This window comes from Pseudogulbenkiania sp. NH8B (assembly GCF_000283535.1).
GTDB classification, from domain to species: Bacteria; Pseudomonadota; Gammaproteobacteria; order Burkholderiales; family Chromobacteriaceae; genus Pseudogulbenkiania; species Pseudogulbenkiania ferrooxidans.
Genome location: NC_016002.1, coordinates 1482612 through 1499216 on the forward strand (window position 1 = coordinate 1482612; position 16605 = coordinate 1499216).

General features: G+C 63.9%; 11 protein-coding genes. 10 read left to right on the plus strand and 1 reads right to left on the minus strand.

Features of this window, described 5'->3' with window-relative positions; translation table 11 throughout:
- The first annotated feature begins 292 nt into the window (after positions 1 to 292).
- The 4 genes from NH8B_RS06960 (at position 293) to narI (ending at position 7080) form a co-directional block, all read left to right on the plus strand.
- A complete protein-coding gene (locus NH8B_RS06960) occupies positions 293 to 3979 on the plus strand; it encodes a nitrate reductase subunit alpha (RefSeq protein WP_014086644.1) in 3687 nt (1228 codons plus the stop codon).
- Positions 3980 to 4126: 147 nt separating this feature from the next.
- On the plus strand, positions 4127 to 5677 hold the full coding sequence (gene narH / locus NH8B_RS06965) for a nitrate reductase subunit beta (RefSeq protein WP_008953007.1): 1551 nt from the start codon (positions 4127 to 4129) through the stop codon (positions 5675 to 5677).
- A gap of 11 nt (positions 5678 to 5688) precedes the next feature.
- Entirely contained in the window at positions 5689 to 6330 is a 642-nt protein-coding gene (gene narJ, locus NH8B_RS06970; protein ID WP_014086645.1) for a nitrate reductase molybdenum cofactor assembly chaperone, read from the plus strand.
- A gap of 60 nt (positions 6331 to 6390) precedes the next feature.
- Entirely contained in the window at positions 6391 to 7080 is a 690-nt protein-coding gene (gene narI, locus NH8B_RS06975; RefSeq protein WP_014086646.1) for a respiratory nitrate reductase subunit gamma, read from the plus strand.
- A gap of 69 nt (positions 7081 to 7149) precedes the next feature.
- Here narI and NH8B_RS06980 read toward each other — a convergent pair whose 3' ends face one another.
- Positions 7150 to 9174 (minus strand): site-specific recombinase, encoded by a 2025-nt coding sequence (locus NH8B_RS06980; protein ID WP_014086647.1) that lies wholly within the window; start codon positions 9172 to 9174, stop codon positions 7150 to 7152.
- A 497-nt stretch (positions 9175 to 9671) separates the two neighbouring features.
- Between NH8B_RS06980 and NH8B_RS06985 the strand changes: the two genes are divergently transcribed.
- The 6 genes from NH8B_RS06985 (at position 9672) to NH8B_RS07010 (ending at position 16386) form a co-directional block, all read left to right on the plus strand.
- Positions 9672 to 11642, plus strand: a complete 1971-nt coding sequence (locus NH8B_RS06985; RefSeq protein WP_014086648.1) for a methyl-accepting chemotaxis protein — start codon at positions 9672 to 9674, stop codon at positions 11640 to 11642.
- Between the two features lie 168 nt (positions 11643 to 11810).
- A complete protein-coding gene (gene moaA / locus NH8B_RS06990; RefSeq protein WP_014086649.1) occupies positions 11811 to 12785 on the plus strand; it encodes a GTP 3',8-cyclase MoaA in 975 nt (324 codons plus the stop codon).
- Position 12786: 1 nt separating this feature from the next.
- A complete protein-coding gene (locus NH8B_RS06995) occupies positions 12787 to 13434 on the plus strand; it encodes a carbonic anhydrase (RefSeq protein ID WP_008953001.1) in 648 nt (215 codons plus the stop codon).
- Complete coding sequence (locus NH8B_RS07000; protein ID WP_014086650.1) at positions 13431 to 15368, plus strand: type IV pili methyl-accepting chemotaxis transducer N-terminal domain-containing protein; 1938 nt, start codon at positions 13431 to 13433, stop codon at positions 15366 to 15368. Before NH8B_RS06995 ends, NH8B_RS07000 begins: the two co-directional genes overlap by 4 nt.
- Before the next feature lie 31 nt (positions 15369 to 15399).
- Positions 15400 to 16068, plus strand: a complete 669-nt coding sequence (locus tag NH8B_RS07005) for a response regulator (protein ID WP_008952999.1) — start codon at positions 15400 to 15402, stop codon at positions 16066 to 16068.
- Positions 16069 to 16098: 30 nt separating this feature from the next.
- Complete coding sequence (locus NH8B_RS07010) at positions 16099 to 16386, plus strand: hypothetical protein (RefSeq protein ID WP_014086651.1); 288 nt, start codon at positions 16099 to 16101, stop codon at positions 16384 to 16386.
- Positions 16387 to 16605 lie beyond the last annotated feature (219 nt).

Here is a 16605-nt window from a genome sequence, read left to right on the forward strand (position 1 = left end):
TTGGGTCTCGTTGCCAGGGGTGCCGTCGACGGCACCCGTCCGCTTCCCTTTATGTCGACTCTTTGCCCCGCCCCGTGCGGGGATTTTTTTTGCGCCTGCGGCGATGGGTTTGGGCGGGGTAGTTCTTTGGGAGTAGCCGGGATGGCCGGGCGGCAGGGGGAGGGGGTAGTGCCAATGCGCAGGCTTCGGCCAACCTTTGGCGAATGTCGTGCTGGACCGGGTTTCCCTAAGCTTTGCAATGTGACAACGGGTCAGCCGCGCCTCTCTTGCGCGGCCAATGTTTGGAGGCATGATGAGCCATTTTCTCGACCGCCTGAATTTTCTCGGCAAGGTCCGCAGCACCTTCTCCGACGGCCACGGCGCCGTCGTGAACGAGGATCGCAAGTGGGAGGACGCGTATCGCCAGCGCTGGCAGCACGACAAGATCGTCCGCTCCACCCATGGTGTCAACTGTACCGGCTCGTGCAGCTGGAAGGTCTACGTCAAGAACGGTCTGATCACCTGGGAAACCCAGCAGACCGACTATCCGCGCACTCGCCCGGACCTACCCAACCACGAACCGCGCGGCTGTCCGCGCGGCGCCTCGTACAGCTGGTACGTCTATTCCGCGCAGCGCGTGAAGTACCCGATGGTGCGTGGCCGCCTGATGCGCCTGTGGCGCGAGGCACGCAAGACCCTGGGTCCGATCGAGGCCTGGGCAAAGATCAGCCAGACCGCCGAAACCGCCAAGGAATACAAGTCCAAGCGCGGCTTGGGTGGTTTCGTGCGTTCCAACTGGGATGAAGTCAACGAGATCATCGCCGCCGCCAACGCGTTCACCGTGAAGAACTACGGACCGGACCGCGTGGTAGGCTTCTCGCCGATTCCGGCCATGTCGATGATCAGCTACGCCTCCGGCAGCCGCTACCTCAGCCTGATCGGCGGCGTGCCGCTGTCGTTCTACGACTGGTATTGCGACCTGCCGCCGGCCAGCCCGCAGATCTGGGGCGAGCAGACCGACGTCGCCGAATCGGCCGACTGGTACAACTCCACCTACCTGATGGTATGGGGTTCCAACATCCCGATGACGCGTACCCCGGACGCCCACTTCTACACCGAAGTGCGCTACAAGGGCACCAAGACTGTGGCGGTATCGTCCGACTTCGGCGAAATGGCCAAGTTCGGCGACATCTGGCTGGCACCGAAGCAGGGCACCGATGCCGCGCTGGCGATGGCCATGGGCCACGTCATCCTCAACGAGTACCACAAGACCGGCAAGTCGGCCTACTTCAACGACTATGTGCGCCAGTACACCGACATGCCGATGCTGGTGCTGCTCAAGAACGGCGCCAAGGGTTACGAGCCGGACTACTTCCTGCGTGCCTCCAACCTGGTCGACCACCTGGGCGAAGACAACAACCCGGAATGGAAGACCCTGGTCTACGACGACAACACCGGCAACATCGTCGCCCCGACCGGTTCCATCGGCTTCCGCTGGGGTGAATCCGGCAAGTGGAGCCTGGAAGAGAAAGACGGCCACAGCGGCCGCGAAATCCAACAGCGCCTGTCGCTGCTGGACGACCGCGACGAAGTGGTCAGCGTCGGCTTCCCGTACTTCGGCGCCGAGCATGACGACCTGCTGATGCGCAACGTGCCGGCCAAGAAGGTGCAGCTGGCCGACGGCAGCGAGGCGCTGGTCGCCACCGTGTTCGACCTGATGATGGCGCACTACGGCGTCGATCGCGGCCTGGGCGGCGGCAACGTGGCCACCTCCTACATGGACGACGTGCCGTATACCCCGGCCTGGCAGCAGAAGCACACCGGCGTGAAGCCGGAAATGGTGATCCAGGTGGCGCGCGAGTTCGCCGAGAACGCCGACAAGACCCAGGGCAAGTCCATGGTCATCGTCGGTGCCGCGCTGAACCACTGGTACCACATGGACATGACCTACCGCGGCATCATCAACATGCTGATGATGTGCGGCTGTGTCGGCCAGAGCGGTGGCGGCTGGTGTCACTACGTCGGCCAGGAAAAGCTGCGCCCGCAAACCGGCTGGGCACCGCTCGCCTTTGCCAGCGACTGGGTGCGCCCGTCGCGCCAGATGAACGGCACCTCGTTCTTCTACGCCCATACCAGCCAGTGGCGCCATGAAAAACTCGGCGCCAGCGAAATCCTGGCTCCGACCGCCGACGGTAAGATGGCCGAGATGTCGCTGATCGACTTCAACGCCAAGGCCGAACGCCTGGGCTGGCTGCCGTCCGCACCGCAGCTCGCCAAGAACCCGCTCGACGTCACCGCCGAAGCCGAGTCGCTGGGCAAGGACGCCGTGCAGCATGCCGTGGATAGCCTGCGCAACGGCCAGCTCGACATGTCCTGCGACGACCCGGACAATCCGGCCAACTTCCCGCGCAACATGTTCGTGTGGCGTTCCAACATCCTCGGTTCGTCCGGCAAGGGCCACGAGTACTTCCTGAAGTACCTGCTCGGCACCCAGAACGCGCTGATGGACGACGAGCAGACCGGTATCAAGCCGAAGGAAGTCAAGGTGCGCCCGGCTGTCGAAGGCAAGCTCGACCTGCTGGTGGTGCTGGACTTCCGCATGTCGACCACCTGCCTGTACGCCGACATCGTGCTGCCGACCGCCACCTGGTACGAGAAGGACGACCTCAATACCTCGGACATGCACCCGTTCATCCACCCGCTGTCCGAAGCCGTGCAGCCGCTGTGGCAGAGCAAGTCCGACTGGGAAATCTACAAGGGCATCGCCAAGAAGTTCTCCGAACTGGCCGGCGACTACCTCGGCACCCGCAAGGACCTGGTGCTCACCCCGCTGATGCACGACACCCCGAGCGAACTGGGCCAGCCGTTCGACCCGCGCGACTGGAAGAAGGGCGAGTGCGAGCCGATTCCGGGCAAGACCATGCCGACCATGACCGTGGTCGAGCGCAACTACGGTGACATCTACAAGAAGTTCACCTCGATCGGCCCCTTGCTGGAAAAAGCCGGCAACGGCGGCAAGGGCATCGGCTGGAAGACCGGCCACGAAATCGAAGAGCTGCGCCACCTCAACCACGTCGTCACCGAGGAGGGCGTGTCCAAGGGCCAGCCCAAGCTCGACACCGCGATCGACGCGGCCGAGATGATCCTGACGCTGGCACCGGAAACCAACGGCCACGTCGCTGTCAAGGCCTGGGAAGCGCTGTCCAAGATCACCGGGCGTGACCACACCCACCTGGCGATCCCGCGCGAGCATGACAAGATCCGCTTCCGCGACGTACAGGCACAGCCGAGGAAGATTATCTCCTCGCCGACCTGGTCCGGCCTGGAAAGCGAAGAGGTCAGCTACAACGCCGGCTACACCAACGTGCACGAGCTGATTCCTTGGAGAACGATCACTGGTCGTCAGCAGTTCTATCAGGATCACCAGTGGATGCGTGCCTTCGGCGAAGGCTTCTCGAGCTACCGCCCGCACATCAACCTGAAGACCACCGGCGCCATGCTCGGGGCCAAGCCGAACGGCAATAAGGAGATTGTGCTGAACTGGATCACCCCGCACCAGAAGTGGGGCATCCACAGTACCTACTCCGACAACCTGCGCATGCTGACCTTGTCGCGTGGCGGTCCGCACGTGTGGATCTCCGAGGACGACGCCAAGGCGGCCGGCATCGTCGACAACGACTGGATCGAGGTGTTCAACGTCAACGGCACCCTGACCGCCCGTGCCGTGGTATCGCAGCGCGTGCCCAACGGCATGAGCCTGATGTACCACGCCCAGGAGAAGATCGTGAACGTGCCGGGTGCCGAAACCTCCGGCAAGCGCGGCGGTATCCACAACTCGGTGACGCGTGCGGTGACCAAGCCGACCCACATGATCGGTGGCTACGCCCAGCTCTCCTACGGCTTCAACTACTACGGCACGGTCGGTTCCAACCGCGATGAATTCGTGATCGTGCGCAAGATGAAGAACGTGGACTGGATGGATCGGCCGTCGGCTGAGTAGGGCGCGAGCCCGAAGGGCGTTTCGTCGGATGACGGCGAAACGCCCCTGTACTCCCTAATTCCATTGAAGTTCGGCGGAACGCCCCTGAGCGGGCAAGGCAAACACAGCGGTGCCAAGTAAGGGCTTCCGCCAAACTGGAGAATCAACATGAAAATCCGAGCCCAAATCGGCATGGTGCTCAACCTCGACAAGTGTATCGGCTGCCACACCTGTTCGGTGACCTGCAAGAACGTGTGGACCAGCCGCGACGGGGTGGAGTACGCCTGGTTCAACAACGTCGAAACCAAGCCCGGCGTCGGTTATCCCAAGGAATGGGAAAACCAGGACAAGTGGAAGGGCGGCTGGGTACGCCGTTCCGACGGCAAGCTAGAACCGCGCCAGGGCAGCCGGCTGAAGATTCTGTCCAACATCTTCGCCAACCCCAACCTGCCGTCCATCGACGAGTACTACGAGCCGTTCACCTACGACTACGAGCACCTACAGAACGCGCCGGAAATGATCACCCCGCCGACCGCACGGCCGGTGTCGGTGGTGACCGGCAAGAAGATGGACAAGATCGAATGGGGTCCGAACTGGGAAGACGACCTCGGCGGCGAATTCAGCAAGCGTTCCAAGGACGCGCTGTTCGAAGGCATCCAGAAGGAAATGTACTCGGCTTTCGAGAACACCTTCATGATGTACCTGCCGCGCCTGTGCGAACACTGCCTCAACCCGGCCTGCGTCGCCTCCTGCCCGTCCGGCTCCATCTACAAGCGTGAAGACGACGGCATCGTGCTGATCGACCAGGACAAGTGCCGCGGCTGGCGCATGTGCGTGTCGGGCTGCCCGTACAAGAAGATTTACTACAACTGGACCACCGGCAAGGCCGAGAAGTGCATCTTCTGCTACCCGCGTATCGAAGCCGGCCAGCCGACGGTGTGCTCCGAGACCTGCGTCGGCCGTATTCGTTACCTCGGCGTGCTGCTGTACGATGCCGACAAGATCGAAGCCGCCGCCAGCGTGGAAGATCCGAAGAGCCTGTACGAAGCGCAGCTGGGTGTGTTCCTCGACCCGAACGCGCCGGAGATCATCGCCGAAGCCAAGAAGCAGGGCATTCCGGATGCCTGGCTGACCGCCGCGCAGAAGTCGCCGGTGTACAAGATGGCGATGGAGTGGAAGGTTGCCTTCCCGCTGCACCCGGAATACCGCACGCTGCCGATGGTGTGGTACATCCCGCCGCTGTCGCCGATCCAGTCCGCGCTGGAAAACGGCCTGATCGGCGAGAACGGCATCATCCCGGACGTCAAGGACCTGCGCATCCCGATCCGCTACCTCGCCAACCTGCTCACCGCAGGCAAGGAAGAGCCGGTGGTCAAGGCGCTGGAAACCATGGTCGCCATGCGCCGCTACATGCGCAAGAAGAGCGTGGAAAAGGTCAGCGACGCCGCCACCCTGAAGGGCACGCACCTCAAGCCGCTGCAGGTGGAAGAGATGTACCGCGTGATGGCCATCGCCAACTACGAAGATCGTTTCGTGATCCCGACCACCCACAAGGAAATGGTCGAGAACACCTTCGACGACAAGGCCAGCTGCGGCTTCAGCTTCGGCAACGGCTGCTCCAGCGGGGCGACCGACCACAGCCTGTTCGGCAAGAAGAAGGCCACGCCGATCGTGTTCCACGACCTGCGTCGCGACCGCAAGGCTAACGCCGGCCAGTGAAGGAGAGCATGATGAAACACTTCAAGGCGCTGTCGGCGCTGCTGAGCTACCCCGAGCCGGAACTGCTCGAAGCCTTGCCGGATATTCGGACGCTGTTGGCTGACGCCGGGCTGGAGCCGCAGGTGGCTCCGCTCCTGGCCGAGCTGGAAGCGGGCGAGCTGATCGCGCTGCAGGAGAACTACGTGCTGGTGTTCGACCGCAACCCGTCGCACTCGCTGCATCTGTTCGAGCATATTCACGGCGAGGACAGGGCGCGTGGCCAGGCCATGGTCGACCTGATGGAGGAGTACAAGGGCCACGGTTTCGAGATGATGACCAGCGAACTGCCGGATTACCTGCCGCTGTTCCTGGAGTTCCTGTCTCAGACCGATGCCGAGGAAGCGGGCCGACTGTTGTCCGACGCCGTGCACGTGGTGGCCCACGTTGCAGGCCGCCTGCGCGAGCACAACAGCGTTTACGCCGGCGTGCTCGATGCGGTGGTGTGGCTGTCCCCGGTAGCGCCGGAGCCGCTCACGGTGCCGCCGGTGCGAGATATGGACGAGGCGCTGGAAACCTTCGGTCCCGGCGTGGACGGCATCGAGCCCCTGCTCAAGCCGACGCTGCGTCCCGAGATCGCTCCGGTCAACTTCTACCCGCAACGGCCGCGTGCCTGATTATCACCTGCCGCTTTCGGCCGGCCGACAAGGTTGGCCGAAGCGGAATGGAGGAAAGTCATGAATACCTTCTTGCATCAATTCCTGTTCGGGGTGTACCCGTACATCGCCCTGTCGATCTTCCTGCTGGGAAGTCTGGTGCGCTTCGACCGCGAGCAGTACAGCTGGAAGAGCGAGTCGAGCCAGCTGCTGCATCGCGGTAGCCTGCGCCTGGGCAACATCCTGTTCCACATCGGCATCATCGGCCTGTTCTTCGGCCACATGGTCGGTCTCCTGACTCCGGTGGCAGTGTGGGACGCGCTGGGCGTCGCCCACTCCTTCAAGCAGGTGTTCGCCATGACCGCCGGCGGCATCATGGGCACGCTGTGCCTGATCGGCGTGCTGATCCTGCTGCAGCGCCGCTTCGGCAACGACCGCCTGGCCGTCAACAGCACCTGGCGCGACAAGCTGGTGATGGTGTGGATCCTGCTGACGCTGCTGTTGGGCCTGTCCACCATCTTCGTCTCCGCCGGCCATCTGGACGGTCACGAAATGGTCCTGCTGATGACCTGGGCGCAGCACATCATCACCCTGCGGGGCGACGCGGCCAGCTACATCGCCGGTGCCTCGATCGTGTTCAAGATGCACCTGTTCATGGGCATGAGCCTGTTCCTGATCTTCCCGTTCACCCGTCTGGTGCACGTGTGGAGCGGTTTCGCCGCCGTGGGCTATCTGGGTCGTGCCTGGCAGCTGGTGCGCCCGCGCGCCTGAGCCGGCTCATCTTCGCAACACTAAAAAGCGCTGCCCGCGGGCAGCGCTTTTTCTATGCTGGATGGCCGGTCAACGCGGGCCCGCTTCCAGCGTCTCGACCATGGCCTCGTCCTCACTCGCCGGACGGCGTGGTGGCCAGAAGAAGTCCAGCGGCCGGTGCAGGAAGTGGCGCGCCACCGCCGGCAGCAGCGGCAGCGCGTCGCGCAGCGTCAACTTGCGTGAACGCAACGCCACCCACAGTGCCAGGTTGAAGCTCACCAACAGGTTGAGCAGCCCGATCAGGCCGATACCCAACACCGACCACGCCAGCGTCTGCCAACTGATGGCGTAGTCGAGCCCGACCGCCGCGAAGGCCAGGTTGGCCGAAGCGAAGGTGATGTGACGGATGTCGATCGGCAGCCCCAGCAGCAGACCGATGGTGCCGGTCAGCCCCAGGAAAAGGCCGAAATAGAAGTTGCCGGCCAGCGCCCCCAGGTTGTGTTCCACGTATTGCGCCAGACGTCGCGTGCGAGGCTCGCCGATCAGGCGGTTGAGCCACGGCAGCGCGGCCAGCCGCTCCGGAATACGCTGGTAGATCGCCAGGTTGTCATAGTAGCCGGCGATCAGGCCCGCCAGGAACAGGTACACCCCGGCAATGGCGGCGTGAAACAGCGACAGGCTGGCCAGCGGGTCGATCTCGTGCAACAGGTGCTGCGCCTTGGCCGCACTCACCGCCTGGGAGCCGAACAGATGTTTCCAGCCCTCGGCGATCGCCCACGCCACCGGCAGCGCCATCACCACGTTGCCGACGATGGCGATGAACTGGGTGCGCAGCACGCTGACCACCAGCTCCGTCAGCTCGCTCAACTGTGCTTTGCCGCCGTTCGGGGTGTGGATCGCGGCGGCCAGGCGTGCGGCCGTCATCGCCGGCTGCTTGGTGGCAACGGTGAAATGCAGCAGCTGGATCAGCATGAAGCCGAAGGCATAGTTCAGGCCGAAGGCCATCCCTTCCAGCAATAGGGGCAGGTGCGCCTGCGCCAGCGTCAGCTTGATCAGCGCCATGAAGCCCACCAGCAGCCCCGCTCCCATCGCCGCCTTGGCCATGCCCAGCCACTCGCTGCGGCTCTCGGCGATGTAGTGCTCGCCGCGCTGGCCGGCGTGTTCGGTCACCTGCAGCGCCAATAGCTCGATGTTCGAGGTGAACAGGTCGGACAGCTTGTGGTGGCGGTTGTCGGCGCGTACCAGCTCGCCGAGGAACTGGAACAGCGTCGGGTCGGCCACCGGGTCGTAGCCTGGGGTCAGTAGTGTCAATACCTGGTGCAGGCGGTGGATGTGCTGTTGCAGTCGCTGCAGATGGTAGGTCAGGCTGACCGAAATACCGTAGCGCGCGGCGTTCTTGCGGATGCGCAGGACGATGCCCTCGCACTGTTCCAGCAGCACCAGGATGTGTTTCTCGTCCTCGCCGGTCTCGCTGTCGTCGGTCGCGGCGTGTTGTTGGCTTTCGACGAAGCGGAACACCTCGGCGTTCAAGTGCAGGAACGGCGATTCGAAGCGCTCGATGTCCGGGTGCACGCGCACCAGCTCCGGTTCCAGACCGATCGCCACGATGCGCGAGGAGAGCACCTGCACGGCTTCCAGCAGCTGCCAGCGGGTATGCGCGCGCGCCTCGGTGTCGGTTTCTTCCTCCCAGTGCAGCGCGCGCCACACGTCGCCGCACACTTCCTGCGGCAATTGCTGCACCCACTGGTAATCGCGCTTGTCACGGAACAGGCTGCTGAACACGTCTTTCAGGTAATCCGGGTTCTGCGGCGGCGGCAGCAGCCTCTCGCCGATACGCGTCTTCATCGACGAAAAGAAACCTGCGTTCGACAGGATGCCGACGTCGGTATAGAGCTGGATCTGGCGCGTGCTGCTCAGCTGTTGCAGCAGGCAGCGGCGCAGGTTGGCGCGGTAATCCGGGCGCTGCTCCAGCAGGTAGCTCAGCGCCCGCACGTTCTTGATTGCCTGGGCGCTGTCGGAAGGGTGGGCGGGGCGGACCAGGTCGATCAGACCGGCCAGCAGCGAAGTCGGGGAGTGCGCTTGACCATCGGCCAGCGCACGCAGCAAGGTATCCATAGGCAAGTTCTCCGGCCGGCTAGCGCCGGCGAGTGGATAGGATGGCCTAAGTTGGCCTGCTTGAAAGAGGGGCGGATGCCCGGGGAAGCCCGTCGGCAAGCGGGCGCACATTTCGGATCGGGTACCTCAATGCACCACAGCAGGGCGGTCGCTGCCAGGATTTTGCCCTGGCGCGGGGCGGGTGCCCGGCCATTTGCGAACGGGTTGTCAGAACTCCATGCAAATCATGAAAGACCATGGCACGGCGCAATTAGTTCTTTCGGATGAGTGTGTCATGTCGTCGTAATCGTTACCATGCGCATGGGGGCTGCCGCCCTCGGCTGCTGCTGTGCACCGCCTCGCCGACACGTTCCGGGGCCGCCGTTTCCTGTCGTTTTCCACCCCGCGTGCCCACGATCACGAGTGTGGCAGCTGAGCATTTCATGACCATGTTGCAGGCGTATTGCGCATGGTGTGCTTATTGCTTGCTCACGAGTATTTAACTGGAGTCGATGTCGATGCTGTCCCGCCTTTCTCTTGCCGCCAAGCTGCTGCTGTTGCTGGTGCCCTTCGCCCTCGTGACGATCGGCCTGGCATCGGTGATCTCCATGGAACGCTGGCACGGGGTGCGGCAACTGGAGCTGTCGCAACGGCAGGTGCAGATGGCGGGGCTGGCCAGCGGGCTGATCCATGCCCTGCAGGTGGAGCGCGGCTTGAGCAACGGCTACCTGCACGCCCAGGGAAGTGTACCGCCGGCGCTGAACGAGGCACGCGGCCAGACCGGCACGGCGTTCGCCGCCTTCAAGGCCGGCCTCGCCGAGCTCGACGCAGCCGGGCAGGGCACGGCGCAGGTGGCCAGCATCGAGGCGCTGCTGCAACAGCGCCCGGCGGTCGACGCGCGCAGCGTGGCCGCACCGGCCCTGTTTGCGGCGTTTTCCGAGCGCATCGAGGCGCTGACCGGGCTGATCGCGCAACTGGCCAAGTCCGGCCAGGAGCCGGAAGCGTTGCGCGAGACCACGGTGCTGCTCAACGTCCTGTGCGAGAAGGAGTTCGCCGGCCGCGAGCGCGGCTTCGTCAACGGTGTGCTGGTCCGGGGGAGCTTCGATCAGGCCAGCATGAGCCAGTTCGATGCCCTCGCCGCCAAGCAGGAAGCGTGCGCCGCGCAGGCGCGCCAACTGGGGTCGGAGCGCTTCCTGCGGCAGGCTGACGCGCAGGCGCACAGCGCCGACGGACAGGCTGTGCTGGCGCTGCGCCAGGCGCTGCGCAGCCAGCCGCTCGGCGGGCCGGCCGGCGTGGCGCCGGAACGCTGGTTCGCCGATTCCACGCGCCGCATGGCCGGTCTCAAAACCCTGCAGGACAGCCTGCTCGCCGACATGGCGACCCGCCTCGCCGCCGCCCGCGCCAGCGCCCGTAGCGACCTGGTGCTCACCATCGGCGGAACCGTGCTGGCGCTGCTGCTGCTGGCGACGCTGGCGTTGTCGATCTACCGTGGCATCTGCAACCCGGTGCGGCGTCTGGAGCGCGTCATGACCGGGATGAGCCAGGATCTGGATCTGTCGGTGCGTGCCAAGGTTCCCGGTAGCGACGAAATGGCGCGCATGGGCCAGGCGTTCGATCATCTGGTCGACGCGTTCGCGGCGACGCTGACGCAGGTCAAGCACAATGCCCACCAGCTGGTCGGTGCCGCCGATGCGTTGCAGGCGGTCTCCGCCCGGGCCGCGCGTGCCGCCGAGACCCAGACCGCGTCCTCCACCGAGATCGCCGCGGCGGTCGAGGAAATGGCCAGCGGCATCGCCATGGTCAAGGACAATACCCGCGAGTCGCAGCAGACCGTGTTCGTCATGCAGGACAGTCTGGATGCCGGCCGCGCCCGCATGGGGGAAACCACCGGCGTGATGCGCGACACCTCGTCGGCGCTGGGCCGGGCCGGCGAGTCGATCGGGCAGTTGCGCGAGAAGTCGCAGCACATCAGCGCCATCATCACGGCAATTCGCGACATCGCCGACCAGACCAATCTCCTGGCACTCAACGCCGCCATCGAGGCGGCCCGTGCCGGCGAGACCGGCCGTGGTTTTGCCGTGGTGGCCGACGAAGTACGCAAGCTGGCCGAACGCACCAGCCAGCAGACGCTGGAAATCACCACCCTGGTTGACGGTATCCGCCAAGAGACCTTTGCCGCAGCCGGGCTGATGGACTCCGCCCGCAGCCAGATGAACGTCGGGCTGGAGCGGGTCGGCCTCACCGTGGCCGATCTCGACGGCATCCACCGTCAGGCCAGCGATTCGGCGCTCAAGTGCGAGGAAACCGCCGCCGCCATGCAGCAGCAGACCGCCGCCAGCGCCGAAGTGGCGCAGAACATCGCGCGCATCGCCGCGTTGGCCGAAGACAACTCGACCATCGTGCACCAGGCGGCGGAGCTGGCCACCCAGCTCAACCAGACCGCCGGCGACCTGGTCGCCATGGTCGACCGCTTCAAGCATGCCGGCTAGCCGCCGTCTCCCGGCCGTGTGCGCCCCTCCGCCAGGAGGGGTGAACCCGGCCTAGTTACTTCGGCATAGCTCGGGGTGGTCGTTTGTGGGAATGTGCGCGTCTTTTGCCTTCTATATACTGAACAATGAAGAGCTTAAGTTCGGGGAACATGCCCCGCTGGAGTTGATATGCTGACCGACCGTTTCGGCCGTACCATCGAGTACCTGCGGCTCTCGGTGACCGACCGCTGTGATTTGCGCTGTACCTACTGTATTCCCAAGGGCTTCAAGGATTTCGAGGAGCCGGAAAACTGGCTCACGTTCGACGAGATCGAGCGCGTGGTCGCCGCCTTCGTGCGCTTGGGGACGCGGCGCGTCCGCCTGACCGGCGGTGAGCCGCTGCTGCGCCGCAATCTGCCGCAACTGGCGGGGCGCCTGTCCGCACTCGACGGTCTCGACGACCTCTCGCTCACCACCAATGCCACGCAGCTTTCGCGTCATGCCGAAGCGCTGTTCAAGGGTGGCGTGAACCGCCTCAACATTAGCCTCGATTCGCTCAAGCGCGAATGCATGCACGAGATCACCGGTCGCGACAGTCTGCCGCAGATCATGGAAGGTCTGAAGGCCGCCAAGGCCGTCGGCTTTGCCCCGATCAAGATCAACATGGTGGCGATGAAGGACGTCAACGAATCCGAAATCGAAAGCATGGCGGCGTTCTGTATCGAGCAAGGGTTCGTGCTGCGCCTGATCGAAGCCATGCCGATGGGTGAAACCGGGCAGTCGGCGCACTACCTCGACTTGCAGCCGGTGCTGGAAAACCTGCGCCGCACCTTCGACCTGGTGCCGCAGGCCGAAACGTTGGGTGGCGGCCCGGCCCGTTACTGGAAGACCCGCGACAACGCGTTCTCGCTCGGCGTCATCACGCCGATTTCGCAGCACTTCTGTGCTACCTGCAACCGCCTGCGCCTGTCGGTGGATGGCACGCTCTACATGTGCCTGGGGCAGGAAGAGCGCTTCGAGTTGCGCCCCCTGTTGCGTGCCGGTATCAGCGATGCCGGCCTGGAAGACGCCATCCGTGCTGCCATCGAGCTCAAGCCGGAAAAGCACGAGTTCCGCGAAAAACCGACCAAGATCCTGCGCTTCATGTCGATGACCGGGGGGTGACGTGCGTTCGGTTGAACCCCTGCTGCAAGGATTCCGCCGTTTCCAGTCCCGCTACTTTGGTGAATTGGACCTCTTTGACGAATTGCGCCACGGCCAGCGCCCCAGCACGCTGGTGATCGGCTGCTGCGATTCGCGCGTGCACCCCGCCACCCTGACCGGCTCCGAACCGGGCGAGCTGTTCATCGTACGCAACGTCGCCAACCTGGTGCCGCCCTGCGACGAGACGCTGACGCACGCCAGTGTGGCGGCGGCACTCGAATTTGCGGTATTGTCGCTCAAGGTGGAACGCATCATCGTGTTCGGACACGCCAGTTGTGGCGGCATCCGGGCGCTGATGCAGCGTTCTGCCGATGAGGCCAGCGCCCTGAAACGCTGGCTGGATATCGCCGAGCCGGCACGGCGTTTCGTCGAGTCGAGCTACGACGACGTGAGCGAGGAAGAGCGCCTGCGCCAATGCGAAAAGGCGGCGATTCTGGTTTCCATCAACAATCTGCTGTCCTACCCTTGGCTGCGCGAGCGCGTCGAACAGGGCTCGCTCCTGCTCGATGGCTGGTATTTCGACATCCATGAGGGTGCGTTGTGGGGATTCGACCCGCAGCAGGACCGCTTCGTACCACTGGTGTGCCCGATTCAGAAGCCCGACCCATGACCCTCCCGCCCCCCGCCGACTTGTCCCGCCCGCTGGGGTTTCGTTTGTCGGCCAAGATCATTGGTGCCCTCCTGGCGGTACTACTGATGGCGCTCAGCGCCATCGGGGCGACGCTGTGGCTGTCCTGGCAGCTCGAAGGAGGCGCGGCCGCCATCAACGACGCCGGGAGCCTGCGCATGCGCGCCACCCGGCTGTCACTCGACGTGCAACGCTTTCACGATGGCAAGTTGCCGCGCGAAGTGGTGCAGAGTTCCATCGCCCGCTATGACCAGACCCTGGCGGTATTGCGCCGGGGTGATAGCGCCCGTCCCTTGCTGGTGCCGCGCACCGCGAAAATCCTGCTCGATTTCAAGAATGTTGCCGACCAGTGGCACGGACGCATCCGCCCCTTGGGGCAGGCCATTCTGGCGGCGGGCAGCGAGGCCAGCCCGCAGTCGATCGCGCGTTTCCAGTCCATGACCAGCGACTACGTCGACCTGATCAATCGTTTTGTCGCCGACATGGAGGCCTACAACGCGCGCAACACCGAATACCTGCGCTATTGCCAACTGATGCTGGCGGCCCTGGCCGTGGTGGGTACGGTCGCCCTGATCTACATGATGATGCTGCTGGTGCTCAATCCGCTCGACAAGCTGCATCAGGGTATCCAGCTCCTGGCCGAAGGCCAGCTCGACGTCTCGGTACCGGTCGAGTCGGACGATGAGTTCGCCCAGGTGAGCCAGGGCTTCAACCTGATGGCTCAACGTCTGGCCGAGGCACGCGCTACGCTGGAAGAGCGGGTCCGCGCCAAGACCGCTTCGCTGCAGCAGAAGAACAAGGAACTGGCGCTACTCTATGAGATTTCCGCTTTCCTGAACCAGCCGCAATCGCTGGAAAGCCTGTGCCAGGGTTTCCTGGCCAAGGTGATGGCGGCGTACCGCGCCGATGGCGGGGCGGTTCGCCTCACCGATCACGAGCAGGGCATCGTCTACGTGGTGGCGGATCAGGGCATGCCGGAGGCCCTGCTCAAGGAAGAGCATTGCATGCGCGTGGGCGACTGCCTGTGCGGTGAGGTGGCCGAACACTCGTCCAGCCGGGTGGAGATGCTGAGTGTGGCGGACAACAAGAGCTGCAGCCGGGAGGGCTATCGCGTCATTTCCGCCTTCCCGATCACGGTGCAGGGGCGTTCCTTGGGCTTGTTCAACCTGCATTACCGTCAGTCCGTCATCATGACGCCGCAGCAGACCCGCCTGCTCGAGGTGCTGGGACAAAACCTGGCCGTGGCCATCGAGAACCAGCGCCTGTTCGCCAAGGAGCGTGAGTTGGCGGTGCTGGAGGAGCGCAACCTGGTGGCGCAGGGGCTGCACGACAGCATTGCCCAGGGCTTGTCCTTCCTGAACCTGCAGGCCCAGATGCTGCGCCAGGCGCTGCAGCTTGGCGACAAGGAGTTGCTGGACGACACCGTCGGCCTGATCGAGACCGGCATCAAGGAAAGCTACGACGATGTGCGGGAGCTGCTCAACAATTTCCGCTCCAAGCTCTCGGAGAGCCTGATGCAGGCCATCTCCACCGTGCTCGAGCGCTTCCGCCGCCAGACCGGTATCAAGGTGGAACTGCGCTCCGAAGGGCTGACGGTGCCGCTGATGCCGGAACAGCAGCTGCAGATACTGTTCATCCTACAGGAGGTGCTGTCGAACGTGCGCAAGCACGCCCAGGCCACGCAGGTGGTGGTTCATCTCAAGGACGACGGGAGTGCGTTCGAGCTCGATATCAAGGACAATGGCGTCGGCTTCGCCATGGCGACGGTGGCGGGCAAGGCCGATACCCATTTCGGCTTGTCCATCATGAAGGAGCGTGCCGCGCGTGCCGGCGTGGCCCTACGCATCTCCAGCCAGCCAGGCCGGGGCACTTCGGTGCACCTGCACCTGCCGCGGGCCCAGCGCAAGGCCGCCTGAGCCGAATATCGACTTTAACCAAGAGAGACTTATGCCTGATACCCCGATCCGCATCCTGTTGGTCGACGACCACACCCTGTTTCGCAGTGGCATCCGCATGCTGCTGTCGCGCCAGCCCGAGCTGGCCGTCGTGGGCGAGGCCGCCGATGGGGCGGAAGGGGTGAAACTGGCAAAGCAGCTGATGCCGGATGTGGTGCTACTCGATCTGCACATGCCGGGTATCTCGGGTGTGGAGGCGCTGGGCTTGCTGTTGCAGGACAACCCGACGCTGGCGGTGGTGATGCTGACGGTGTCGGAAGACGCCGACGACCTCACTGCCGCGCTGAAGGCCGGCGCACGTGGTTACCTGCTGAAGAACATCGATGCCGACTTCCTCAAGCAGTCCATCATCAAGGCCGCCGCCGGCGAGTCGGTGATGAGCGAGGCCATGACCGCCAAGCTGATGGCGCATTTCCGTGCCGGTGCGCCGGCGCCGTCGCAACAGCAGCAGGAGCTGGAGAAGCTGACGCCACGCGAACGGGAGATTCTCGGTTTCCTGGCGCAAGGCCAGAGCAACAAGGAAATCGCACGCACGCTCGACTTGGCCGAGAGCACGGTGAAAATCCACGTGCAGAACATCCTGAAAAAGCTGGGGCTATCGAGCCGGGTGCAGGCGGCGGTGTACGCGGTGGAGCACGGCGTGGCGCGCCGCAGCGAGTAGGGGGGAAAGCATGAAACAAAAAAGGCGGCCTTGGCCGCTTTTTTGTTGTGGCGGCAGGAAGTGACGGCGCTGGAGTCGTCGGATGGCATCAGCACGCCCTCCGGCCACGGTTGGCCAGTATGGGCAATGTTCCCCGGCTGGGGTCAATCAGAAAATATCGTCACACCGTTCGGCGAGAAAGCGGGCATCGTCCCGGTCGTGCGCCCGTTGGCGAACTTTTTGCTGCCGGACTTTTTCCGCTTCACTGAGTTGAGGTTTGGCTACCGCGTAAAGAAAGCTTTCATGCTGGTCGCGGGCCTGTTTTCGTCGAACGCTTAGAGGGATACGAGAGATCATCCTGTCACCTCATCACTGCATTGCTGGCTTGTACACCAGAAGGCATTCGCTTTACAAAATGACCCTAATTAATTCTTTTGTAAAGCATAAATGGGCATCGGTTCCGGAAATGTTGCAGGAATGTCCTTGACAGTCAGCTTGCCGCCGATTCATTTCGATTTCATGTCAGGACGGAAGTCTTCGTATGCTGTTTTGATGGGC